We start from the raw sequence: 26,877 nt of genomic DNA on the forward strand, positions 1-26,877 counted from the left end.
ACCGTGCGGCGGGTAGGAACATCACACACTCTTCAACTCTGGGCCGTTTCCGGTTGAGAGAGGACTTCCAGACGGTGAACGTCAAGTGACACGACCGGGTTGGGCTCCGTACCGAACGTGAGCCGGTTGCCGGAGGAGTCGGCCAACCGCAGCCGCACCCCCAGCCCGGACGCCAGCGCCTCGGCCAGTGCCTCGATGAACGGAACGCTCCCGCCGTCACCGGACCGCGACAGCAGCAGACGGAGTTGCTGCGGATGCGTCAGTCCGGCCTCCCGCACCTGGAGCCGACCGCCCTGCAGAACGGCGTGCGCCTGCTGAGAGGCCGTCAAGTCCGCACCCAGCCGGGTGAGTTCTTCGATCGTGACCATGTAGTCCCGGTCGAGCAGGGATGTTATCCCAACCTGTTCGAATCCGTTGACCGAGGCGTCGGGGCCGGCGGGGTCAGAGGCGGCGGACAGTCGCCGGTCGAGCCAGTCGCGCAGTCCGTCGGCCGTGACCGGCCCGGAGACATCCAACGCGGCGGTCCCCGGCGACAGTTCGGGAGCGTCTTGTTCCAGCACGGCCGCCACCGCCCCGAGGAAACGGTCCGCGCTCACCGCGAGCACTCGGCGGTCGAACTCGCCGTCGTCCGTGCCGCCCTCAGGGCGCGAAGAGCCCGCGGGCGCGGGCACCGGAGCCGCGGCCGCGTCCGGCGGAGCGGCCGCCGCGTCCGCGCCGGGGCCCGGACTCGGCCGGCCGGTTTCGCGGGCGGTCCGAGCGGTGGCCGCCGATGGCGGTGCCGTTCCGTCCGGCGTCGTGGAACCGGTGTCCGCCGGTCCGGTACCGTCTGCCGGGTCCGGCGCGTCCGCTCGGTTCCCGGGCGTGTCCGGGACCGCAGCGGGGGGAGCGCCGGACGAGCCGTCGGCTGAATGCGGCTCCGGACCCGCGGCGGGAGCGTGCGTGCCCGGTTCGAGGGCCGAGGGAGCGTCGATGGTGTCCGTGCCGGCACCGGAGGTGATGACGGGCGCTCCGTCGCCGGAGGTATCGGCTGCTCCGGTGCCCAGGGGTGCGGGCCTGACCAGCGACCAGTCCTCTCCGGGCCCGTTCGGGCGCTCCGGCGGTACCGTCACGACGATCGTCTCGGCGTTCAGGGTCGGATCATGCACCAGGTTGACGTCGGAATTGGCCAGCAGCACGTTTCTCGCGGTCGCCCTCCGGTCGGCGAGGGCCTGCGCCGTCGTGGACCCCTCCCCGCCGAGCAGAACGACCTGGGCATCGGGGTCCAACCTGTCGAGGTGCGGGTCGTGCGTCAGGAGTTCGGCGAGCTCGTCGGCGGGCATGCCAGGGGGGGAAGCAGGAAGTAGTTGTGGGACTTGGACCAGGCCGGCGCCCTCTCCTCGCCCTGGTCGCTGCCGTCCGCGGATGCCACGTACGAGTCCGTGATGAGATAGCCCAGCCGCCGCCCTGTGAAGTTGCGGCCGATCACCTTTCCGTTCTGAATGATCCTGGTCTCCGGGCCGAGTACTCCGCGTTGTTTGAGGTCGGCGGCGGCGAGTGCGGCGGGGTTGTACGGGTCACGGCCGACTGCGGCCGTCTGGGCCGCCAGCCACAGCAGTCCCCTGCGGTGCACCTCGTCGCGGGGATCGTCGCCGTCCTGGAGGTGCAGCGCTTTGGTCGCCAGGGCATCGGCGTCAGGGGCGTTCTCCACGCTCTCGACGGCTTTGACCGTGGCCCACAGGGCATCCTGACGGTGTTCCGCCTTCACCCGGGTGTTGGGGGGCAGTTGCAGCACGCGGCGGACCCGCGCGTCCGTGCCTCCGTTCGCCGTCAGCAGTTCGCGGGCCCGGGTCACCGACGGCAGGGACACGAAGTCGGACAGTACGGCGTCCGGGTCCGCGGCCACGTGCGCCGACGCCGCCTCCAGAGCGGAGCGCACACCGTCGGGGTCGAGCGGTCCGGGCCGAACTCCTGGAGCGGGCTGCCCCGTCATCCGGGCGCGTGTCACCCGGTCCAGCAGGTCGAGCGTGAACTCTCCGGTGTGCCGCAGGTTTCGGTCCCGCCGACGCATGCCTTCCAGTGCCCCGATACCACGCAGCAGCCGCCGGTAGGTACCGGCCGGGTCGTCCTTGTCGTCCTCGATGTCCGGACCGAAGGTCTGACGGAGCGCCCGTACCAGCCGCAGAGCTGTCTCCCGCCTCTCTACCTGGCCGAGGGGGACATCGTCCAGACCGGCCTGGTCGATCACGGTGCCGAGTTCCTCGCCGGCCGGCTCGGGCGTGTACTTCTTGAAGCCGATCTCATCCCCCGTAGGGGGAGTGAAGAGGGAGAGTTCCAGTTTCTGGCTGGCTGAGAGGATGCGGTTGGCCACGGGAGCATCGGCGGCGAAGACGGTACGGCGAGTTTCGTTGGCGATCCCCTGGCCCACTGGCATCGCCGACGTGGAAAGGGGATCGGCGACGAACGGCGGCAGTGCCGGGTTCGGGCGGGTACGGCCCTTGCGGCCGCGCGCCGCTCCCAGCCAGCAGGCGATGAGGACGATCGGCTGGTCCCGGTCCAGTCGCCGTACGCTCGGGCGGCTTCCCAGCAGGCGACCGGTCTGCGGAGCGTCGATTTCACGGGTTTCCCCCTCGGTCGGCACCACCGCTGATGTGCCGGGCTGCCCGTGCCATTGGCCGAAGTAGGGTCTCTTGCCCTTCCACTTCACGCCCTTCCACGGCACCGGCTTGGCTGTCCCATGGAACTCATTTCGGACCGGATCGAACAGGACGAACTCCGTGATGCTGCCCAAGGAACGGAAGTACGGCCACCTTTTGAGCAGATCCGCATCGCCGAACGTCCCACGGCCGATGGGCCTTCCCTCGTCGGTCAGGGTGACGGTCCTGACCTGGCTGCTGGAGAAGCGCGAGCCGTCGATCGCCACCAGCATGATGTCGTCGGCCGGCTCCTCCGGATCAGGCCCCAGATCGCCGGGTTCGCTGATGATCCATTCTCCCGGCGCCTTGGGGAGCAGCACCGGGCGCTCCGCTGTGATGCGGTACCGGCCGGTGTCCAGGTTCGTCGTCACACGGGCGTTGCCGGAGTGCGCCCACACAGCGTGGCCGACGCGGGCCGCGACCTTGCGTGGCAGGTTCAGCCCCGCGTCACCGGCATTCGGTGACGCGAGCACCACCGGGACGTCCTCGTCGTGGGCCGTCAGATCCTCGTCCATCGCCAGCAGTTCGGCGAGTTGGTCGGTCGGGACCCGCCACCGCCTCGTGTCGGCAGGGAGGGACAGCACGACTGTCTCGTGGTCGCCGTTCTGTGGAGCGACGACGTACGGACGAGGCGCCCCCGGGGAATCGGCCCACCGCGACGGGACGGAATTGGTGTTTCCCAGTTCGTCCGCCTCGTCGTACGTCGAGGGGTCCAGGTCCTGGACCGGTTCGCCCGTCCAGTTGCGGCCCTGCGCGGTGCCGTCCGGGGCGGTGAGACGGGTGGCGTCCGACAGCAGGCCCTGCTTGCGCAGGTGGAAGGCGCCCAGCGCCGCCACACTCGTCGCCCGTCCGGCCGCCATCGCCTCGGCCGTCAGGTTGAACAGCTGCCGCAGCCAGTCCGGTACCTCCTCGACGTCGTAGCGAGGCGGGGGCTGGCTTTGCGAACCGGAGTCGGCGCCGTCAGCGTTGCCGAGGTCGTCGGTGTGGAGGACGGCTGCGGCGGTCTCCAGGATGCTCATCTGGGGGCCGAAATGCCGCGGGTCCAGCTCGTTGAGCCGGTCGACGACCGGTGCCAGGTCCGACCGTTCGACTCGGACGACGGCCTGCTGGCGTGCTTCCCGTCCGCTCACCCCGTCGAACCGCGCGTCGGCGCCGAGTACGCGGCCCCCGTCCACCGTGTCGACCTTGAAGGCGCCGGACGTGACCTCGTCCCACCCCCGCGAGGCCGCGACGGCCTGCACGAGACGATGGTGGACCTGGAGTTGGACTGCGATCTCCTCACGCAGCGTGGCTGCCACGGCTTCGGCGCGCCGCCAACCGGCGGTGTGACGGTCCCAGAACCGGAGTCGGGAGCCGTTGCCGTAGCCGGTGACCGTGATCCGGGAGGCAGGCAGACCGGCCGCCATGTCGCGCAGGCCCGCGGTGACCGTCTCCTCGGCCAGTTTCTCGATCTCACGGAGCTGGGCCGGACCGATGTCCTGGACACGCCGATCGAAGCCGACCCGGGAACGCGACGTGTGCCGGCCCGCCCCGGACCGGGAGGGCGGCCGCACCGCCCGGACACCGCCGGCCCCGCTGCCGGGCACGGAGGCGGGGGAGGGAGCGAGGGCGCTCGACGTGGGGGCCGCCGGCGCGGGGTCGGCCAACGGCGTGGGGTCGGTCAACGGCGTGGGGTCGGTCAACGGCGTGGGGTCGGTCAACGGCGTGGGGTCGGTCAACGGCGCAGGGTTGCCACTGTGGCTCCCGCCGGCCAGCGTCCAAAAGGAAGCCGTGGAAGGCCCCGCTGCGGTCCGCTCGCTGCCCAGGGCCCGCAGCCGGGCCAAGGCTGCCTCCGACAGTTCGGCGGCCAGCCGCTGGGCGTAGGCGTCGCTCGTCCCGTGGTGTCGGGCGAAGTCCGCGAGCCGGGCCCGCGTCTGTTGCTCCGGCTGACGGGCTTTCGGTGTCTTCTTCGTTTTCCTGGACGACCGTCCCGGTTGCGCCGTCGGATCGCCGGTGGCGGCCGGGGTGGCCGGGCCGAGCGGGGACAGCGTGTCGTAGTGGTTGTGGCCGTTGTAGTAGACGTACACGGTGGGGCCGCTCGCGCCCGGATTCAGGTGCTGGGTGGTGGAGCCGCCCTCACCGTCCGGTTGGACGAGCACCAGGTCGATGTTGAGCGCGCCGGCGAGGACCAGGGGCACATCGTCGTAGAACGGCGTTTGCCACATCGACGCCGAGCGGAGCGAGTCGACGACCACCCCCTGGTATCCCGCGGCCCGGAACTGCGTGCGGTCCTGCGCCATGCCGTCAGGACGGACCCGGAACGGCAGGCTCGCGAGGATCCGCTGCCACAGTTCGTCCGCCTGCGCATCGTTCTCCGGCGCGTCCAGCAGCCGCACCACCTCGTCGCGCAGGGCAGCGGCCTGAGCCTGTGCCTCGAGGCGTCGCTTCTCCGGCGAGTCCTTCGTCGGGTCGAGTGTCGGGTCGACGTGCCGCGGAGTGGGCACGAGCGCTCGTACGGCGCTGCGCGGGAGGTCGGCCAGCAGTCCGCGGTCCCTGCCCGTGGCCAGGGCCCGCAGTTCGGCGCGGCGGCTGGCATCCTCCAGTTGTTCGGTGATCTCTGCCTGCTGGCGGGCGTTGAGCTCCGGAGGCGTATTGCGGCCCAGCAACCGCAGCAGGCTGTCGAGGTCCCGGAACTCGGTACGAACGAGCTCTTCCAGGGGATTCTGTGTGGAGTGCACGGTGCGGGCGGCGGCGGCGTCCGCGGAGTTCATGTACCAGTCCGCGGCGTGATCACGCAGCTGCCGCACGTCCATGGCTGGCACGCGCGAGCCGCGATACTGGGCTCTGATGCTGGTCAGCAACGCGTTGGGCAGGCAGTTCCCGTCGGGCCTTACCGGGTGCACTGCGAAACGCCGGCCGTCGGCGGTGACCTCGCGCCCGGTGCTCGGCGGAAGCGGGGGCGCCTGGTTCTTCGGCGGCGGGACGGACGCCCGTTTCGGCGGCGGGGTTGCGGTGTTCGTCGTGTTGGGCGGTACGGGCGTTCCGGTGCCGGAAGCAGTGGCGGCCTGGGCCTGCGAACCGCCTGGGGCGGTCCCGGAGGCGGAGGGCGGTACCGGTGGCGCGGGCGCCGGGGCGCCCGTGCGGGGAAGGGCGGCGAAGTAGTCGCCGCCGCGCCGGTAGAGGGTCACCTGCGGCAGCGGGCCCGTGGTGCCCGGGCCGGCACCAGGGAAGTACCCGTAGGAGCCGTCCTCGGCGACGACGGTGATGTCGACGTCGAGGGCCCGGGCGGTGAGGGAGGCGGCCAGGTCGCCCGTCGCCGCGTCCCAGCGACGGCCCTTGCGCAGGTTCAGCCTTACCAGGCTCTCGCGCTGTGCGGGGGTGAGCCCGGCCCGGACGGAGTCGGGCAGCAGGCCGCCGGCTGCCGTGATGTCGCTGTGCAGCCCGCCGTCCTTACGGAAGTCGTCCCCGAGCCTGCTGTCCAGTTCCCAGGTGTGGAACACCGCCTGGGGGTCGAGCGCCGCATCGGCGGGCAGTCGGGAGCTCTGGGCGACCAGGCCGGCCACCTGGTCGACGCCGTCCTGGTCGTGGCGGCGGCCCCTCGCCAGCTGGACGGCGGCGTAGAAGCCGTTGCCGCCGCGTTCGCCGGGGGCGGGGTGCAGGTCATAGACGTAGCTCTGCCCGTCGGGGTCCGTGGCGGTGAGGGTGCGGTGGTCAGCGGCGGTGTCGAAGCGGCGCAGGGCGGGGTCCGGGGCGGCGCCGGGCACCCACGGCGGGTTGCCGTACGCCGGACGGGGTTCGGTGCCCGGCGTGCCGCTGCCGGCCGCCGTCGCCGAACTGCCGGTCTTCTTGCCGTCGTCCGCCTTCTTCCCGTCGCCTTTCTTCCCGTCCGGCGCGTTCTTCGGCGGGGCGGGCGGCGGGGTGAAGACGACCTCGTCCGGTTCCGGGGTACCGGCGAGCTGTGTGCGGCCCTCACGGGACGCGTTGAGCTGGTGCCAGCGGGTGAGCCGGTCGGCTGCCGTACGCACCCGGGCGTACTCCTCGGCGAGGGCCTCCGCCCTGGTCCGCAGGTCCGCCACATCCCGCGCCAGGCCGTCCAGTTTGGCCTGGGCGGCGTCCCGGGCGGTCCGGGCGGCGGCCACCTCGTCGGCCGCGGCGCTCAGTTCCCTCGCGAGCCGGTCCTCGGCCGCCTGCCGCTGACCGTCCTGGACGTCCGCCCAGCCGTCGTGGGCCGGTTCGTCCTGGTCGAGACGGTCGAGGGCGGCGCGTGCGGCGGCCACCCCGGGCACGGTGTCCGGGTCGCGCGCGGTGAGCTGCGCCAGAGCGCGCTCCGCCTCGTCGAGGTCGGCCTGGCGCCTGGCCCTGCCGTCGCGGCGCAGGTTCCAGTACTCCTTGTCGGCCGCCGTCCACTCCTTGTCCGCCTTGGTGACCGCGTCCCACGCCTTGGCGACCTTCGGCGGGAAGCCGGTGTCCTCGATCAGTCCCAGGTCGCGGGCCACGTCCTCGCGGACCCAGGCCAGGACCGTGGTCTGCGTTTCCATGGCCTGCGGGCCCCGGCCGGCGTGGCCGAACGTACCGCGCACCGCCTGGCCGACCCGGCTGTCCTTCACATGGTGGTGCACGCCCGCGATGCTCAGCCAGGTGGTGGGGATGGCGAACAGGAACGACCGGGTCGTGTTCGGTTTGACGTTGACGGACGTCAGCCGGTCCCCCGAGGCCGCCAGGGCCTCGGAATCGGTGGTCGAGTCGCCGGGGGCGCCGGCGATCTGGTTGGTGCCGGTCTGCTGCGCGGACACGACGGGGCCGCCGCCCAGGGACATCTCGGTCGCGGCGACCCGGGACGTGGACATGCCGCCGCCCTGGAGGTCCCGCTTGGGGGCCTCGTGCTTCATCCCGTCGGTGACCGCCAGCAGCCGGGCGGCGCCGAGGTCGGGCCGGGAGTACAGGCTGAGCTCGCCCTGGGCGCCGCCGAAGAAGCCGGTGTCGTCCAGACCGGGCACCGGATAGCCGCCCGCTGTGAGGGTGTCGCCGTAGAAGGCGGTGAGCGCGCCGTTGGTCGTGCCGTCCTCCAGGTTCTGCGCGGGACCCGTGCCGGGGCGTGTCAGCGGGGTGTCCATGGCACGCGCCAGCACGTCCTCGTCGAGGGTGCCGGTCTCCGGAACGGAGACGGAGGCGTCGTACGCGGAGCCGAGCGCGAGGGCGTTGGCCGCGTGGAGGTTGCTCAGACCCGTGATCCGGCGGACCTTGAAGCCGTCCTCGGGCAGGGCGAACGGCTTGACGGAGCCGTCGCGCGGATGGCGCACGTCATGCCAGCCCCCGGCCCCCAGGGAGGCGGGCACCGGGACCCGGTGGGGCTCACCGGGGTCGTCCAGCCGCGGCGGGGCCAGCGGGTCGTTCGACTCGTCCACGCCGGCCGGCGGGTCGGGGCGCATGAGGCTGAGCGGGAAGTGCTCGACCTGCTCGCCGACGTCGCCCTCGACGGTGATCCGCCTCACGGGGTGCCCGATCAGCCGCTTCCACTGCCTGCCCGCCCACCGCTTCAGCCGCGCGGACGGGTCGCCGGAGTGCTCGCCGGCCCCGGACGTGGGGTGGTCGGTCCTCCGCTCGGGTCCGCCGACGATCTCCGCGGTCAGTCGGAGGCGATAACGCGTCACGTACTCGCCGTGCGCCTGGGTGGTGGTGGCGGTGGCGATCCGCACACCGCCGTCGACGGTGTTCTGTCCCGTGGTCTGCTGGGTCGACCCGACCTGTGAGAACGTGGGCCCGGCCATCCGTACGAGGTCGGCGGTCCGGTCGGTGGTGTGCACGCCCTCGGTGACGCTGAGACCCACCGTGGCACCCGAGGCCCGGCTGCGGCCGTCCAGTACCGTCTCGGAGCCCTGCCGGTGCTCCTCCAGTTCGACACTGTGCCCGAGGCCGGTGAAGCCGGTGTCCGCGGGCGCACCGCCGGTGCGCGGCACCTTCACGGGGATCAGCTCGGCCCGCGTGCGCACCAGCCGGTCGCCGACCCACACCCCGACGGTCTGCGATCCCCAGCGGCCCATCCTTCCCGCCGTCGAGGCACCGGCACCCACCATCTCCTTGCCCAGGGCCCGCGCGACCCGGCCGGTCACCAGCCGGTGCACGGTGTCCCGGTCGGCGGAGGACAGGCCCACGGACCGCAGCTTCCGGTCGAAGTCGGCCAGTACTCCCGCGGTGTTGAGCGAGTTGACCGGAAAGCTGCCGAACGGGTTGTCCAGCAGCCAGGGCTGGGGCGACCACGACCGGCCGGTGTACATGGGTACATCACCATGACCGTCGTTCAACAGGCCCAGTCGGTGGGCGTCCTTCTCCGGGACGTGCCCGACCCAGCCGCCTTCGACCAGCACTCGTCGCCCCGCCGCGCCCGCCAGCCACCCGGGGATCCACCGCCGTCCGGTCGCCCGGCGGCCGACCGAGCTGGACGCCGCGGCGATCTCGTGGTTCACGTCACCGCGCACCTGGACCTGCCGGCCCATGTCCTTGCGGTTGATCTCCGCGACCGCGGCCCTGATGACGGTGCGGACACGCGAACGGTCGAGCCGGTACGGACTCGCCACCACACCGTAGTTGCCGGTGACACCCGGCCGGGTCTCGTGCGAGTGCAGGTAGACCGCCTGGCCGCCCACGAACACCGTGCTCGTCCGGGTGGTGCGCCCGACCGCCTGGCCGGCGCCGCCGACCGTGGTCTCGGTGTCCACCGGCACCGCACCGGTCAGCGCGACAAGCGTCTCCGGAGGGATCCGGGTGCGGTGGGCCAGCGTCGTGGTGCGGTTGGTGTAGGGGCCCTTGGCCCACAGGCCGGACGCCCGCCAGCCCATGGGCGCCGACGTCTGGTCGAAGTTGGCGGTCAGATACTGGCTCTGGAAGGCCCGCAGGGCGGAGTCGTGCGCCGGCGCGCCCTGCTGAGTGACGTGCCAGGACCCTCCGGACGCCTCGTCCAGCGCCTCCTCCGCGGCCTGCGTGATCCCCGGGTGGGAGACGACCGTGAGGGTGAGGTGGGGGTGCCGTTCGAGTTCCGTCGGCCGGTGGTCCGCCGCCTGGCGGAACAGGGCACGGGTGCGCAGCGCCAGATCCCGGGCGTTCCGTGCGGTGGCGCGCAGCACGGCGCCGTGCCGGGGGTGGGGGGGACCATGCGGGACGGTCGTGGGCGCGTGTTCGACCGGGATGCTCAGCAGCACCCGGCCCGTCAGGGCGTCGCCGCCGGGCGCCGGGCGGCCGGACGGGTCCGTGCCGATCAGGGTCGTCTCCGGCTCGGAGAACACGAACGGCTGGAGACTGAGCAGGTTGAGAGTGAGGATGCCGCGCAGCAGCCCGCGCAGCCGCCAGTAGCCGCCGCGTTCCGCCGTCAGCGTGATGTCGTAGCTGTAGAGGTGGGAGCCCTTCGTGCCGATCGACATCGCCTCGTGCGTCGCCGCGGCGCCGTGGCCGCTCTCGGTGTCCGTGCGCCGACCGTACCGGGCGCCCACCGAGCCCGTGCCCGCCTTCATGGGGCCGCCGACGTCGTTCGTCGCGCTGGACCGCAGGGAGAGCTGGAACTCGGCGCCGATGTCGGTGCTGCGACCTCCGCCCTGGGCGGCGCCTAGGCTCTCGGTGCCGGGCGCGCTGAAGCGCAACCGCTCGTCCTGCTGCGTGCCCTCGTACCGCCGCCCGGTCAGCGCGGCCCTGATCCGCACGTAGCGGATGGCGCGTCCGAAGCGGCCGGAGTCGACCAGCGTGATGGGCAGCCCGGTTTTCACCATCGTTTCCAGGGTCCCGGCCTGACTGTGGTGCGAGAGGGCGCCCAGCACCTCCAGGGTGTTGTTCAGCACCGTCTGGAAGTGGTCGGCGTTGCGCCAGCGCGGGTCGTCGGGATCGAGCTGGTCGAGGGGGGCGACCAGGCCCGGATAGGCCTTGGCGGTGGCCTTGAGCACCTGGTCGGCGAAGTGTTCCAGGAAGGTGCGTTCCCGGCCGTCGATGGTTCTTGTGTGGTTGCCGTCGTCGAAGGTGAACTCCTCGACGCGGCTCATGCCGAGGGTGGCCGGGTCGTCCTGCGTCAGGTACGGGGGTGGCACCGGCTCCTGGGCCTGACGAGGGGGCTGCTCGAGGCCGGCGAGCCGCCGGGCCTCGGTGCGGGTCAGCCGCTCGACGCTCCAGGTCTCGAACATGCGCGTCCGTGGCCGCGAACCCCATTCCTTCGGTGGATTCTTGCGCACCTTGGCCGGTCCCGGCTTCCCGTCCGGGCCCGCTTGCCGCCGGTCCGGCAGTGGCGGCTTCCCGCCCGGCGGTGCGGTGACCGTGACGGTCTTGTGGACCAGGTACAGGCCGGTGGGGTCGCCCTTGGCCTGGGCGGCCGACTTGATGCCGCCCGACCCGCCGGTGGCGACGGAACGGCTCCGCGAGGAGCCGTAGCGCACGTTGAGCAGTCCGGCCAGGAACCGCACGTCCAGCTTGCCCGCGCTCAGCCCCGCCCACTGGAACGAGGGGCCTATCATGCCACCGACATCGGTGCTCCGCCCCTTCCCCAGGATCCGCTCGTTGCGGACGGTGGACTGCGTGATGTCGCGCAGTTCCGCCGCCTTTGTCGCGTCGATGAGGTGCGCTTCCACGGACCGCACCCGAACCGAGAACACGCCGATCGGGTGCCGGGCCGAACTGTCGCGGAACAGGGGCGGTGTGGTGACCTGCCCGGCGTTCAGCACCCGGCTCATCCGGTGGAAGCCCTCGGTGGAGAAGAAGTCGCCCAGCTGGGTGCCGGCGATGCCGTCCGGGGCGACGCCCGCCTGCTTGACGGCCCAGTCCCGGATGTGCGCCACGGGACCGTACCCCTCGGTGCTGACCGCCCGGTAGCCGGACTGCGGGCCGAAGGCGAAGGTGTCCGGGAAGTCCTGGCGGGCAGTCGCCGGCTGCGGCTGGGTGAGGCTGTCGGGCAGCCGTACGTACAGACCGTGGCGCATGGCGAAACCGAAGGAGAACGGATCGCGGGAGGTGGCCCACGGTGGAATGGTCTTGCCGGTCCGGTCGACCGGGCGGCCCTTTGCGTCGGTGACCCTGAAGTCGTACCGGACGTCGTCCAGGTGCGCGTGCGAGCCGTCCGTGGTGCGGGTCTCGATCTGGCTCATCGTCTGGTTCTGCATCGGGTAATCGAGGCGCTTGCGCCGCGCGTAGCGGAGCCAGAACCGGCCGAAGGGCTTCACCGGGCCCTTGGCCGGGCCGAGCGGCACCGACGTCACGAGCGCGCCGGAGGTGCTGTGCACGCCGGTCCGTCCGTTGGTGGTGGTGAACCGCTGCATCGCGTCGATCTTGACCGGGTTCGCGTACCCGAACGCGAACCGCTCCCAGTGCCCGTAGGGCCGGGTGGTGACGTGCAGCACCCGGTGCTTTCCGTCAGCCGTGGTGTAGGGGAAGCGCTGCCCGTCCCCGAAGAAGCCCTGCGGCTTCCGCATGAGCCTGCGCCGTACCTCCGAGAGCAGTTCGGGCTCCTGCGCACGGCCGCGCTTCGGCCTGTTGCCGGACGTCCCGAGGCGGGCGTCGAGCTCGGCCACCACCTGGTCGACGTCCCGCAGGGCCCGGTCGCTCTGCCCGAACGTGAAGGAACGCTGCACCACCCCGTGGGACAGTTTCCGCAGCACGGAACCGATCCGGCCCATGTACACCGGCAGCCGCGTCCCGTCGGAGAACGGCACCTCTCCGCCGGGCTCCTGCGGGGGAGGCAGGTCGCTGTCGAGCCGGGGCGGGCGCCGTTCGTCGAGGTCCTGGCCGATCCACACGGGGCGGGGGGTGGTGGGCGGGGTGGGGGCTGTGCCGGAGGTGGCGGCCGTGCCGGACGTGGTGGGGGCTGTGCCGGAGGTGGCGGCCGTGCTGGACGTGGCCGGAGCGGAGCCGGATGAGGTCAGGCCCCAGTTGGACACGGCCGGAGCGGAGGCGGACGCGGTGAGAGCAGAGTTGGACCAGGTCCCGGCGGAACCCGAGGCCGGAGTCCAGTCGGGTGGGACGAGGAGCGCGGTGTCCTCGGGGATCGGCGGCAGCGCGTCGGGACGGAACGGAAATCTTGCCGGCCGGGACGTACGGCCCGTGCGGCGCGGCGGCCTGCTCGCGGGCGCCCGCATGTGGCGGAGGGGCGGTGCGCCGGTGGGCGCGGTGCCCGCCTCGGCGGTGCCTGCCGGCGTGGGCGCAGGAGGCTTGATCCGTGTCCAACTGGGTGTCCCGGCGGACTGCGGACGGTTCATCTCCAGGCGGGACTCGTTCGTCGACGGATCGTGGACGAGGCGGAGGGGGTACTCAGCCACGTGCACGTACCTGCCGGTGGCGGTCCTGTCGGCGAGTGCCTGAGCGGGCGTCAGCGCGCCGGTCCCGAGGCCCACGGGCACCAGGTCGACGTAGTCGTACGGCGCCAGCTTCGGGTCGTGGATCAGCAGTTGGCCGATCTCCTCGTAGGGCACCTGGCGGGTGCCGCCGTCCGGCCAGGGCATGTCCATGCTGCCCGGGGCGGAGGACGGGTTCATGACCAGGAAGTAGCCCCCCGGGTGGTCGTCGGGCTCGGCGTCGCGCTGGTACCAACGCGCACGGTAGGGCGGGGAAACGGTACCGCCGTCGACGACCCAGTACTTGTTGGGTATCACCCCGCCCTGGACGGGTTGTCCCGACCAGTTGCGTCCGACCGGGAAGCCGTCGGTGGCGAGGAGTCCGGTGGCGGGGTCCAGTGCTCCGTTGCGCTCGAGGTGGTGGGCGGCGAGGGCGGTGGGGTTGTAGGTGTCGCGGCCGGCGGCCGCTGCGGCTGCCGCCGTCCACAGCAGTTCGGCCTGGCGGTGCGCGTCCCGCGGGTCCTCGCCGTCGCGCAGGTGCAGCACCTTGGTCGTCAGTACGTCGGCGTCCGGGTGGTTCTCGATGCTCTCGATGGCCCTGACGGTCGCCCACAGCAGGTTCTGGCGGACGGCCGGGGTGATGGGGTCCGACAGGTCGATGCCCAGGACGTCACGGGCCAGGGCGTCCGGATCGGCGTGCTGGGCGATCAGTTCCCGGGCCCGGTCCACAGTCGGCAGAGCGACGAGGTCCGACAGGACGGCCCGGGGGTCGGAGTCCAGCTTTGCCGAGACGGCGTTCAGCAAGGCGCGGACATCGGAGCGGAGCAACTGCGGCGGCCGGGTCCCCGGGGTGTGGGACTGGCCCAGGTGGGCGCGGGTGGCCCGGTGCAGCAGGTCCAGGGTGAACTCGCCCGTGCCGTGCAGGTTCTGGTCCGCGCGCCGCAGTTTCTCCAGCGCGACGATGCCCCGCAGCAGCCCTTGGTAGGTGCCGGCCGGGTCGTCCTTGTCGTCCTCGACATCCGCGCCGAACGTCATGCGCAGCGCACGTACCAGCCGCAGCGTCGTCGGGCGGATCTCCTCCGGGGCGAGATCGGGCCCGGCCCGCAGACCTGCCGCCTCCGCCAGGGCGTCGAGTTCCTCCTCGGTGGGCCGGGGCTTCGTCTTGTCCCAGGCGACCCGGCCAGTGCCGTCGGGTGTCCCGTACACGCCGTGTGTGTAGTCGTCCCAGACGGTGGCCACCCGGCTGGGGGCCCAGACGATGCGGCGTGTCTCGGTGGCGATGTCCTCGGACACGGACGCGGTCGCCAGCGGATCGAGGACGAACGGGTCGGGGCTCCTTGTGCCGCCGTGGAAGGACAGTTTGCCCTCCGCGTCCCCCCAGCACGAGATGAGCACGATGGGCACGTCCTCGTCGAGCTGTTCCACGCTCGGACGCCGGGTGAGGTAGCGGCCGGTCTCAGTGCCCTTGGTCCCTACCTTGCGCCCACTCGGGTACTCCACCATGCGGGAGCTTCCCGGCGACCCGTGCAGGAAGAGGACGTAGACCTTCCGGCCTTTCCACCCCACAGGTATGGGGGGGCCTTCCGGCCGGCCGGTCACGGGGTCGCCTTTGTACCACTGCGTCAACCGTTCCATCGATCGGAAGGTGGCCTCGCGCCACATCTGGTCGCGGTCCGTGAAGATCGCGCGGCCCGTGGGCCGCCCGTCGTTGGTGAGGGTGACGCTTTTTACGTTCCGGTCGGGGATCTCCTCCCCGTCGGTCGTCCGGACGCGGCCGGAGTCGGGGACCGCGTTGGTGTGCGGGCCGGTTCCGAGAGCGTCTGGCGGGCTCTCGACCCAGGTTCCCAGTGGGATCGACCTGGAGTCCCGCTCGTCGGGCACCACGATGCGGTCCTGGCCGGTGCCGGAGTGGAACTTCAGCTGCGCGCCGCCGGTGTGTGCCCATACCGTCCTGCCTGCCCGGTTTGCAGCCTTGCGGGGCAGGTCAAGGCCCATGTCGCCGGCCTTGGGCCAGGCCAGCACCACCCGAACATCGGGGTCCACGGCCGCCAGGTCGGAGTCGAGTGCCAGCAGTTCGGCGAAGACGTCCTCGGACACCGTCCACATCCGGCCGTCGGGCAGGGCCAGGTCGGCCTGGGAGTGGTCACCGCCCGCGGTCCCGACGACGTACGGGCGGGGTGACGCGGACCTCTGTGCCCACTGCGGCGTGCGAAGGGTTACCTGACTGCCCTTGACCACGTAGTGCGAGGAAGTGTCGATGTCCTGGACCGGCCGGCCCGTCCAGTTGCGGCCCACGGACGTTCCGTCGGGGGCGGTGACGCGGGTCGCGTCGGACAGCAGGCCCTGCCCCGCCAGGTAGTGGGCGACCAGGGCCGGGACGCTGGCCGCCCGCCCGGCAGCGATCGCCTCGGCCACTGTCTCGTACGACTCACGCAAGGAGGCCGGCAGATCATCGACCACCAAGGAGGGCACGCCCGCGCCGCCGGGGGCCATCCGGTCGCTTTGCGGTGCGGACGGGCCGCGGGTGGGCGAGGCCGGGGCCGGGTCCCGGTCGGGCCGGGGCCGCAGCCTCCGGGCGACCCAGTCCGGGTTGAAGTACCTCGGATCGGTACCGAACTCGGACGGAAGCAGCTGTGCGAGCCGGTCGACGGCCGTCGACAGGGGTGAGCGGTCGACCGTGAGCACGGCCTGCCGCCTTGTCGGGCGGGCGAACATGGTCTGCCACCAACCGGCCCCGGCGGCCGGGAGGTCACGACCGCCGCTGAGCACCGTGATCGGGAAGTCCTCGGCCTTGACGCCACGGTCGCGTACGCTCTGTACGAGTCGCACGGCCTCCTCGTCCAGGTCCAGTCGGCGCTGGATCTCGGCACGGAGCAGGTCGGCCACGTGCTTTGCCCGCCGCATTCCGGTCTCCCGGGCGTGCTCGACCGCGCCGTCGCCGATCGCGAAGCGCGGTCCGTTGCCGTATCCGGTGACCGTCACCCGCGGGATCCTCAGCCCCGCCCGCAGATCCCGCAGGCCCGCCTGCACGATCTGCTCCGCCAACTCGGCGATCCGCCGCCGCTCGCCGTCGTCGACCTCGCGGGCGCGGTGCCCGAAGCGCACGGGGAAGCTGGCCGGCGGCAGCGCCACGGCGGTCCGGACGGGTACCGGTTCACCGTCCGGTGCACGCTCCCCGCTCGCCTCGCTCCCCGGATCGTCGTCCCGCGCGTCGGCCAGGTCGCCCGGATCATCGGTCACGACATCCTGACCCCCGACGACGCCCACGCCGGTGTGCGGCGGAGAGAGGGGATGCGCGTCCGGCCCGGAGCGCACGGCGGGTGCGGAGGTCTCCTCCGTCATCGCGTTCTGGAACGCCGTGCGAGGGCCCTCCCCGGCGGCAGAGCCGCTGTCGCGACCTGATGTGCCCTCGCCGACGGTCTCGGGCTCCCGCTCGTCATCCGACGGGGAGGAGTACAGGATGTGAGGTCTCGCCGTCAGGAGTGTGGGCGAGTTGCGGTGCCGCGGCCTGTCCTCGAGGGACCTCACGGGGCGGAGGGGCGGCGCGTCGGTGGGTGTGGTGCGCGCCTTGGCGGGCTCGGCGGAGGACGTGACCACCCTGACGTCGCTGGGCCGCTGGGCCGGCGTGGAGCCAGGTCGCGGCCGTGCAGGAGGGCTGACCTGTGTCCAGTACGTCGCTCCGGCGGGCTGCGGGCAGGTCACCTCCAGGCGGGCGCAGCGCTTCGATGGATCGTGGACGAACCTGAGGGGATACTCAGGCATGTGCACGGCCCTGCCGGTGGCGGTCCTCGCGGAGATTGCCTGAGCGAGCGGCAGGTCGCCCGCGGCGAGCCCCACGGGCACGAAACCGACGTCGAGAAGTCCGAAGGGCGCCAGTTCCGGGTCGTGTCTGAGCAGTTGGCCGATCTCGTCATACGGCACCTGGCGGGTGCCGCCGTCCGCCCAGGGCATGTCGATCATGCCCTGGGCGGAGGCCGGGTCCATGACGAGGAAGTAGCTCCCCGGGTGGTCGTCCGGCTTGGCGTCACGCTGGTGCCAAGGCGCCCGGAACGACGGGGAGTTGGCGCCGTCCGGGGTGGTGACCCGGTACCTGTCCGCCACCACCGGTCCTGGGACGGGCTGTCGCGTCCAGTTGCGTCCGACCGGGGTGCCGTCCGTGGCGCGGAGCATGGAGGCAGGGCCCAGTGCTCCGTTGCGCTCGAGGTGGTGGGCGGCGAGGGCGGTGGGGTCGTGGGTGTCACGGCCGACGGCCGCCGCGGCTGCCGCCGTCCAGAGCAGGTCGGCCTGGCGGTCCGCGTCCTGCGGGTTCTCGCCGTCGCGCAGGTGCAGCACCTTGGTCGTCAGCGTGTCGCTGTCGGGGTGGTTCTCGACGCCCTCGACGGCCTTGACGGTGGCCCACAGCAGGTTCTGGCGGTCGGCCGGGGTGATGAGGTCCGACGGGTCCAGGCCCAGGACATCACGGGCGAGGGCGTCGGGATCGGCGTGCTGGGCGAGCAGGTGCCGGGCGCGGTCGACGGTCGGCAGGGACACGAGATCCGACAGGACGGCTCCGGGCTCGGAGTCCAGTCTGGTGGAGGCGGCGTTGAGGAAGGTGCGGACGTCGGACGGGAGCAGCCGCGGGGGCCGGGTTCCGGGGGTGTGGAGCTGGCCCAGATGGGCGCGGGTGGCCCGGTGGAGCAGGTCCAGGGTGAATGCGCCGGTGCCGTGCAGGTTCGGGTCCGCGCGGCGCAGTTTCTCCAGGGCGACGATGTCCCGCAGCAGTCCTTGGTAGGTTCCGGTCGGGTCGTGCTTGTCGGCCTCGATGTCCGGGCCGAACGTCCTGCGCAGTGCGCGTACCAGCCGCAGCGTCGTGGGCCGGACCGCTTCCGGCGCGAGGTGGGGCCCGGCCCGCAGACCCGCCGCCTCCGCCAGGTCGTCCAGCTCCTCGTCCGTGGGTTCGGGCGTCGACTTGGTCCAGGCGACCAGGGTGCCGTCGGGGGTGTCCTCGAGACCGATGGTGTAGTCGTCCCAGACGGTCAGCACCCGGGTGGGGGCGTAGACGTCGCGCCGTGTACGGGTGGAGATGCCCTGCGACGTCGACACGTCAGCCAGCGGGTCGGGCACGAACGGGGCGGGGGCCGCCCAATGGGCATCGAAGTCCGCCCCGGACCCTCCGGGTTGCACGTCCCCCCAGCACGAGAAGAGGACGATGGGCACGTCCTTGTCGAGCCGCTCCACGCTCCGACGCCGGGTGAGGTAGCCGGCGGTCTGAACGCCGTCGACCGTCACCGTCTCCTGACTCGGGTGCTCCACGAACTCCAAGTGGCCCGGTGCCCCGTGCAAGTCGAGGAAGTAGACCTCGCGGTCCTTCCACGGCACGGGTATGGGGGGGCCTATCTCGTTGGTGACGGGGTCGACGACGTGCCAGTGCGTGAGCCGCTCCATCGCCCGGTGAGTGGCCTCGGCGTCCATCTCGTAGGCGTCCGTGAAGATCGCGCGGCCGGTGGGCCGCCCGCCGATGGTGAGGGTGACGGTCTTGATGTCGCGGTCGCGAAGGTACTTCCCGTCGACGGTCCGGACCCGGCCCGAGTCGTCGGATGCCAGATCCGGGTCCGGGTCGGCTCCGAGATCGTGCGGTCTGCTGTCGATCCAGGTCCCCACGGGGATCGACTTGGAGTCCCGCTCGTCGGGCACCTGGATGCGGTCCCGGCCGGTGTCGGGGTGGAACGTCAGCTTCGCACTGCCGGTGTGTGCCCACACCGTCCTCCCTGTCCGGAAGGCGGCCTTGCGGGGCAGGTCCAGTCCCATGTCGCCGGCCTTCGGCGATGCCAGCACCACCGGCACGTCGGGAGCGACGGCCGCGAGGTCGGGGTCCGCGGCCAGCAGGTGGGCGAGGACGTCCTCGGACACCGTCCATGTCCTGCCAGTGGGCAGGCCCAGCACAATCCGGGTGTGGTCACCGCCGGCGGTTCCGACGACGTACGGGCGGGTCGGCGCGGGCCCCTGGGCCCACTGCGGTGTTTCGTGCTTTGCCTGGTCGCCCTTGGTCTCGTAGTGGCCGGAGGTGTCGATGTCGCCGACCGACCGGCCCGTCCAGTTGCGGGCCACGGACGTTCCGTCGGGGGCGGTGACGCGGGTGGCGTCGGACAGCAGGCCCTGCCTGACCAGGTAGTGGGCGACCAGCGCCGGGAAGCTGGCCGCCCGCCCGGCAGCCATGGCATCGGCCACCAGTTCGTACAGTTCCCGTCGGCCGCTCGGCGGATCATCGACCGCGAAGGGCGACGAGGTTGCCGCGGTGTCCTCGTCGTCGGATTCATCCGGGTAACTGCCCTGGCTGGACAGGGAGTCGGTGGGTGAGACCGGGTCCTGGTCGGGTCCGAGGCCGAACTGCGAGGCGATCCGGTCCGGGTCGAAGGTGCTCGGGTCGGTACCGAACTCGGACGGAAAGAGTTGTTCGAGCCGGTCGACGGCCGCCGAAAGGGGTGAGCGCGCGACCGTGATCGTCAACTGCTGTCGTGCCGACCATGGGAAGAAGAAGGTGCCCCGCCGCCCGGTCCCGGCGGCAGAGGCGTCACGGGTCTCGCTGAGGACGGCGATCGGGAAGTCCGCGGCGCTGATGTCACGGCCGCGTACGTTCAGAGCCAGGTGTACGGCTTCGGGGGCGAGGTCCAGCCGGCGCTGGATCCCGGCGCGGAGCAGGCCCTCCACGTGGCGCGCCCGCCGCAGGCCGATCGTCTGGGCACGCTCGGCCGCGGCCAGCCGCCCGGTGCCGTACGCGGTGATCGTCACGTGGGGGATTCTCAGTCCCGCCCGGAGATCCCGCAGGCCCGCCGCCACGATCTGCTCCGCCGACTCGGCGATCTGCCGCCGCTGTTCGTCGTCGATCTCCTGGGGGACGTGCCGGGGCCCGCGCCGGGGGGCGCGACGGGACCTGCCCGGCGGGGCCGTCGCGGAAGTCGGCGGGCGCACCGGTTGCCGTACCGGCGGAGACTCCGCGCCCGCGTCAGCCATCACCTCGTCCGAATCGTCGGCCAGGTCACCCGCGTCATCGATCGCGGCATCCTGATCCTCGACGACGTCATCGGGCTCCCGCTCGTCCTCGGGCGCGGAGGAGTGCATGACGCGGGGGGTTGCCGGCGGGGGCGCGAGGGTACGGCGCGGCGGCAAGCCCCCAGAGGTCCGCGTGGGGTGGAGGGATGGCGTGCCGGAGGCTGTGGTGGGCGCCTCGGCGCTTTCGGCGGAGGTCGTGACCATGGGAGCGCCGCCGGGGGGCACGAGAGTCGGTGTCGTCGACGGAGGGGGAACGACGGGTATCCAGCTGGGCCCGTCGACGTTCGGCGGAGTGACCATCGCCAGACGGGCCGTGTTCGTCCACGCGTGGTGGCCGAGGGCCAGGGGGTACTCGGACACGTGCACGGTCCTGCCGGTGGCGATTCTCTCGCCGAGTGCCCTGGCGGGCCCCAGCGCGCGGGGCTCGAGTCCCACGGGCACCAGGTCGACCTGGTTGGGCATCTTCACCGACAGATGCCGGTCGTGGACGAGCAGTTGGCCGATCTCGTCATAGGGCACCTGGCGGGTGCTGCCGTCCGGCCAGGGCATGTCCATCCGGTCCGGGACGGCGGCCGGGTTCATGGCGAGGAAGTAACCCCCGTGATGTTTGGCGTCTTTCCTGACCCAGTGCCCGGGGTACGGGGTGTAGCTGGTACCACCCTGGTGGCCGACCCAGTACCGGCGCGGTTCCACGCCGCCGGGGACGGGTTTTCCTGTCCAGTTGCGTCCGACCGGCCTGCCGTCGGTGGCGAGGAGTTCGGTGGCGCGGTCCAGTGCTCCGTTGCGTTGGAGGTGGTGGGCGGCGAGGGCGGTGGGGTCGTAGGTGTCACGACCGACGGCCGCCGCGGCTGCCACCGTCCACAGCAGGTCGGCCTGGCGGTCCGGATCCCGCGGGTTCTCGCCGTCGCGCAGGTGCAGCACCTTGGTCGTCAGCGTGTCGGCGTCGGGGTGGTTGTCCACGGCTTCGACGGCCTTGACGGTCGTCCACAGCAGGTTCTGGCGGTCGGCCGGGGTGATGGGGTCCGACGGGTCGAGGCCCATCACGTCACGGGTCAGGGCGTCGGGATCGCTGTGCTGGGCGAGCAGGTGCCGGGCGCGGTCCAGGGTCGGCAGGGACACGAGGTCCGACAGGACGGCCCCGGGGTCGGAGTCCAGCCTGGAGTAGGCGGCTGCCAGGAACGTGCGGACGTCCGACTGCAGCAGCCGCGGCGGTCGGGTCCCGGGGGTGTGTGACTGCCCCAGGTGGGCGCGGGTGGCCCGGTGGAGGAGGTCCAGGGTGAACTCGCCGGTGCCCTGCAGGTTCGGGTCCGCGCGCCGCAGTTTCTCCAGTGCGACGATGTCCCGAAGCAGTGTCCGGTAGGTGCCGGTCGGGTCGTCCTTGTCGTCCTCGACGTCCGGGCCGAACGTCTTGCGCAGAGCGCGTACCAGCCGCATCGCTGTCGGCCGGACCGCCTCCGGGGCGAGGTCGCGCCCGGTCCGCAGACCCGCCGCCTCCGCCAGGTCGTCGAGTTGCTCCTCCGTGGGGCGGGGCTTCACCTTGTCCCAGGTGACCCGGGCGCTGCCGTCGGGGGTGCCTACGATGCCCTGTGTGTCAGCGTCCCAGGTGGCGTGCATCCGGTTGGGGGCGTAGACATCGCGGCCCGTCAAGGTGGCGATGTCCTCGGCCACGGACGCGTACAGGACCGCCAGCGGATCGGGTACGAACGGGGAGGGGCTCGCCGGGCCGCCGTGGAAGGACGGGTCGGCCTCCGCGTCCCCCCAGCACGAGATGAGCACGATGGGCACGTCCTTGTCGAGCCCCCGCAGACTCCGACGCCGGGTCAGCAGACGGCCTGTCTCAAGGCCCTTCACCATCACCTTGCGCTGATCCGGGTGCGTCACCATCTCCGAGCGGCCAGGAAGCCCGTGCACATAGACGTAGTAGACCTTCCGGCCCTTCCACGGCACGGATATGGAGGTGCCCTCCAGTTGCACGGTCACCGGGTCGACGCTGTACCAGTGCGTCAACCGGTCCAGCGCATCGTGGACGTGCTCCAACTCCTTCTGGTCGGGATCCGAGAGGAACGCGCGGCCGGTGGGCCGCCCGGCGTTGGTCAGGGTGACGGTCTTGATGAGGCGGTCGGGGATCTCCTCCCCACCGATCGTCCGGATCCGGCCGTAGCCGTTGGGCGCCGTGTCCGTGTCCGGGCCGACTCCCAGATCGTCCGGTCGGCTGTCGACCCAGGTTCCCACCTTCTTCGACGTGTGGCCCCGTTCGTCGAACACCTCGACGCGGTCCCGGCCGGTGCCGGGGTGGAACGCCAGTCTCGCGGTGCCGGTGTGTGACCACACCGTCCTTCCTGACCGGAAGGCGGCCTTGCGGGGCAGGTCCAGTCCCATGTCGCCCGCCTTCGGCGATGCCAGCACCACCGGGACGTCGGGAGCGGCGGCCGCGAGGTCGGGGTCCGCCGCCAGTAGTTCGGCGAAGACGTCCTCGGACACCGTCCATGTCCGGCCGTCGGACAGGCTCAGTTCCACCTGGGAGTGGTCACCGCCGGCGGTTCCGACGACGTACGGTCGGGTCGGCGTGGGCCCCTTGGCCCACTGCGGTACGTCACGCGTTTCCCGGATGCCGTCGACTGTGTAGTGGGCGGAGGTGTCGATGTCGTGGACCGGTCGGCCCGTCCAGTTGCGGCCCAGGGGTGCTCCGTCGGGGGCGGTGACACGGGTGGCGTCGGACAGCAGGCCCTGTCTGCCGAGGTGATGGGCGGTCAGCGCCGGGACGCTGGTCGCCCGGCCGGCAGCCATGGCCTCGGTCATCAGTTCGTACAACTCTCGGAGGTCGCCCTGCGGATCATCGACCGTGAAGGACGATGCGGCTGCCGTGGAGTCCGCGTCGTCGGATGTGTCAGGGCGGCTGTCCGTGCTGGACACGGAGTCGGTGGGCGAGGCCGGGGGTTGGTCCGGCCCGGGGCGCAACGTCAGGGCGACCCAGTCCGGATCGAAGTTCCGCGGGTCGGTACCGAACTCCTCCGGGAAGAGCTGTGCGAGTCGTTCGACGGCCGCCGAGTGGGGTGAGCGGTCGACCGTGATCGTCATCTGCTGTCGTGCCGACCATGAGAGGAAGAAGTCGCCCGGCCGCGCGGCCGCGGCGGCGGAGACGTCACGCGTCTCGCCGCGTACGGTGATCGGGAAGTCCTCGGCGGTGATGCTGTGGCCGCGTACGTTCTGGACCATGTGTACGGCTTCGGGGGCGAGGTCCAGTCGGCGCTGGATCTCGGCGCGGAGCAGGCCCGTTACGAGGCGCGCCCGCCGCAGGCCGATCGTCTGGGCTCGAGCGGCCGCGGCCCGCCGCCCGGTGCCGTACGCGGTGATCGTCATCTGCGGGATTCTCAGTCCCGCCCGCAGATCCCGCAGGCCCGCCGCGACGATCTGGTCCGCCAACTCGGCGATCTGCCGCCGCTGTTCGTCGTCGATCTCGTTGGGGTCCCGCCGGGGGCCGCGCCGGGAGCCGCGACGGGGCCTGCCCGGCGGCACCGTGACGGGAGTCGGGAGACGTACCGGTTGTCTGACCGGCTCGGAGTCCTCGCTCGCGTCAGCCATCACTTCGTCCGGGTCTTCGACGACGCCATCGGGCTTCGGCTCGTCACCGGACGGTGCGGAGTAGACGGCGCGGCGGGGGGACGCCGGGCCGGGAGACCCGGCCGGGCCCGAGGGCGGGGAGGAGGACGTGGGATCCGTCCCGGACGCGGACTCGGACGAGGTCGGAAAGGGCGTGGGGGGCGTCGCCGACGTGGTGAAGGGTGCCAGTGAGGTGGTGCGGAGGGGGCGCGGCGCGGTCGTGGTCCCGGCACCTTCGCTCTGGGGGCGGGGTGGCAGGCCGAGGTCCTGGCGGAGGCGGTCCGCCAGTGCGGCGGCCTGCGCCTGGCTGTCACCGGTCACCAGGAGGTCGGCGACCTGGCGTACGGCGTCCCGGTAGGCATCCTGGGTGTGTTTCGGGTCCCCAGGTGTGTGGTCGGGGCTCGACGGCAGGACCAGGGCGGTGGCGGAGTCCCAGGCGCGGGGGGCGGCGTCCTTGGCGCTGTCGGGCACGGACTGCGCGAAGTCGGTGTACGCCTCCTGCCAGATCCGCCGGGTCGCGTTGGCGGCGGTGACGTCGAGTGCCTGCGGCCACGGTCCGGGGCGCAGCATCAGCGCCTTCACCTGGTCGGCCGGGGTCAAGCCGCTGCCGCTCAGAGGCAGTCGGCCGCCGCCCAGCAGTGCCTGGGCCTGCTGCTCGGGGCTGAGCGCGATGCCGGCGGCGGCCAGGCCGGCCGTGTCCACGCTGCCGTCGAGGCGGAGTCCGGACAGGTCGGGAAGGTCATCGGGGGTGACATGGCGTGCGATCCACTGCCGCTGGGGGACGTCGTGCACGACGGGCGTGGTGTCGTCGTGCGGGTTCCTGGTGGGTTCCGACGGATCGCTGTCGTAACCGCTGTCGTGACTGCTCTCGCTGTCGTGACTGCCCTCGCTGTCGTAACTGGTGTCGCTGTCGTAGCTGCTGTCCTGGTCGTCGAGCCTGACTTCGTGGGACCCGGGCTGCGGCGCGGAGTGGGAGTGGGTGTCGAGGTCGATGGCGGAGTCGTCCGTGGTCCCGGTGTCCGTACGCCGAAGGGCTGGAGGGGCCGTGACCGGCCGGTCGGGGCCGCTCTCCGTCGTACGAGGGTGGGGCGCCGGATCCGGCGCGCCCTGCCCGTTCGAGTCGGGCGCGTCGTGGCTGCCGTTGACGGTTCCGGGGGGCGGGGGGGTGTCTGGGGTGTGCGTGGGAACGGCGGCCGGTGGCACGGTGGTTGGCGCGGGGCCTCCTACTGCCTCCGCCGAGCCGGTCGGCACGGGAGCCGGCGCCTTCGGGCCGTCCGTCCTCAGGTCGTCCGGCGTCTGTGAGGGCGCTTGAGTCTGGGTCTGCGTGGGCGTCGGCGTCGGCGTGGGTGTGGGCGTGGAGCCGGGGGGTTTTGGACCCGTGGGACCCGGCGTGGCCCGCCCGGTGTCCGGCGTCGACACCGGGGCCGGGGCGTTGGAGGTGTTCGCCGGCCGGCCCGATGTCTCCGGGGTGTCCGGCGGGGGAGTCGTACGGGCCGGGTCCGGGTCCGGGCCCGTGGCATGCGGCGTCGTGGCCTGGTCCGTCCCGGTGGTCCGTGAGGGCGTGTCGGACTCCGTACCGGCCGGTGGCGGGGGCGGCGCGGGTGGGGCCTGCCGCGTCGGTTCAGGAGTGGTCGCCGACGGCGTGAGGGTGCTCGAGGTGAGGCGGCTTGAGGTGAGAGGGCTCGAGGTGAGAGGACCGGACGTGACCGGGCTGGATCTGGTGGTGTCCTGGGTCTCCGTTTCGCGGGAGGACGTGCCGTCCTGGCCGGTCTCCCGGCCGCCATCGGACCGCTGACCGTCTTCGCCCGCCGTGTTCGTGCCGCCGCCCTGTGGGGCGAGGGCATTGACGCTGTTGGGGGTAGCGGTCAGGTTCTGTGAAGTCAGGTTCAGTTTGTCGCGGAGCGCTTCGGCGCCACCGGTGGTGAGGTGGTGCAGGCCTGCCTCGACGCGCTCACTCAGTCCGGATCCGAGATACGTCTGCCAGTTGGGGGTCCAGTTGCCGTAGAAGATTCCGTTGATGAACGGTTCCACGAGGAACTCGGACAGACCGTCGGCGTTGAACTCCGCTACCTGGTGGGCGATTTTCTGCCCGGTGTTCTGATGGTGCGTCTGCTTGTTCGTGTTCGGCGTGGTGTGGGGCTCAGGGGCGTCGTTGTAGTGGTTGGTGACACCGCCACCCCCGTTCTTCTTCTTCGGCGGGTCGATCTTCGTGTTGAACTTGTTGCCCAGTTGAGTAAACGGGTCTTTCCGGTTCTTGACGATGTTGTTCGCGACATTGTTGAAGGCCTTCGACAGGATCGGCTGGAAGAGTCCGACGCCCGCGCCGAACAGAGCGCTGATCCCGATTTCTTTCCAGTCGATGTTCTTGGGGCGCTGCCCCTGCGGGGCGACGGTCATCATCGCCAGCCGCACCGCCAGCGTCATGAACGCCTCTTCCGCGGCCTCCGTCAGACTTGGGATGAGCTTGGTGCGGTTGAGCAGTTCGAGCATGATCGTCAGGATGCGGATCCTGGAGATCATCTTGGCGACGGCCGCGTGGGTCGCGCTGAGGCCGCCGGTGAAGAAGGACAGTGCGCTGAGTATGGCCAGTTCCGCGGCGAGCCGGATCAGTTCGGCGATGATGTTCCACTTCGCCTCCCTGATCTGCATGGAGATCTGGAGCTGACCCTGCCGTGACTTCTCCAGGTCCGCCTCGAACTCGTCGAGGTAGGGCAGTACTTCGTTGATCGCCTTGATGAACTGTTCGGCGACGCCCGGCGGGAATCCCGCGCCGATCGTCTCGATCGAGTTCTTCGCCAGCCCCTTGAGGGTGCTGACGCCGGTCTTCAGTTCGTCGATACGCAGGCTCTTGTCGTATGCCACGTCCTCGTTGGCCTCGAGGAAGTGCTCCCCGGTCAGCGCGAAGATGAGAACGGCCAAAAAGCCCTTGACGGTGATGGCCACGTTACGGGTGGCCCCCGGTGGCCGCGCTCTGCTGTTCGATGCTCTGGATGACGGAACTCTGGGTGCTCTGCATCGTGCCGAGGTTCGCCATGGTGCCGTCGCCGATGGACGAGATGCCGTCGGAGATGGCGTCGATCGTGGCCTGGATGGAGTCCCGGTTCTTCACGAACTTCGGCCGCAGGTCCCGGCCGAAACTGTCGTCGCCGGTCCAGCTGGTGTCGGCCATGGCGGCCCTGAAGGCGTCGGCGAGGTGCTTGGCCGCCTCGCCCAGTTCCTTGATGGCCTTGCTGCCGGCCGTGATGTTGCCGGGATCGGTGGTGAAGGCCGGACCGGTCACCGTATGCCTCCCCGCTGGT

The 26,877-nt window shown here is 71.7% G+C and carries 3 protein-coding genes; all 3 read right to left on the bottom strand.

Annotated elements, in window-relative coordinates; translation table 11 throughout:
* Window positions 1–32 precede the first annotated feature (32 nt).
* Genes ACFYZQ_RS06445 through ACFYZQ_RS06455 form a run of 3 tightly spaced genes read right to left on the bottom strand, consistent with a single transcriptional unit; the run spans window position 33 to window position 26,858 of the window.
* On the bottom strand, window positions 33–1,319 hold the full coding sequence (locus ACFYZQ_RS06445) for a hypothetical protein (RefSeq protein WP_389142285.1): 1,287 nt from the start codon (window positions 1,317–1,319) through the stop codon (window positions 33–35).
* The gene (locus ACFYZQ_RS06450; RefSeq protein WP_389142287.1) at window positions 1,289–26,521 is read right to left on the bottom strand and encodes a lonely Cys domain-containing protein; all 25,233 of its coding nucleotides are present in this window, start codon (window positions 26,519–26,521) and stop codon (window positions 1,289–1,291) included. Before ACFYZQ_RS06450 ends, ACFYZQ_RS06445 begins: the two co-directional genes overlap by 31 nt.
* 1 nt (window position 26,522) lies before the next feature.
* Window positions 26,523–26,858: a hypothetical protein gene (locus tag ACFYZQ_RS06455; protein ID WP_389142289.1), complete on the bottom strand. Its 336-nt coding sequence runs from the start codon at window positions 26,856–26,858 to the stop codon at window positions 26,523–26,525.
* Window positions 26,859–26,877: the final 19 nt, after the last annotated feature.

Origin of the sequence: Streptomyces sp. NPDC001843 (assembly GCF_042891955.1) — a bacterium.
Classification (GTDB): Bacteria; Actinomycetota; Actinomycetes; order Streptomycetales; family Streptomycetaceae; genus Streptomyces.

What these genes read in the sequence shown, in the direction of transcription:
- ACFYZQ_RS06445 (WP_389142285.1), bottom strand. Translation starts at nt 1,319, where the DNA reads ATGCCCGCCGACGAGCTCGCCGAACTCCTGACGCACGACCCGCACCTC.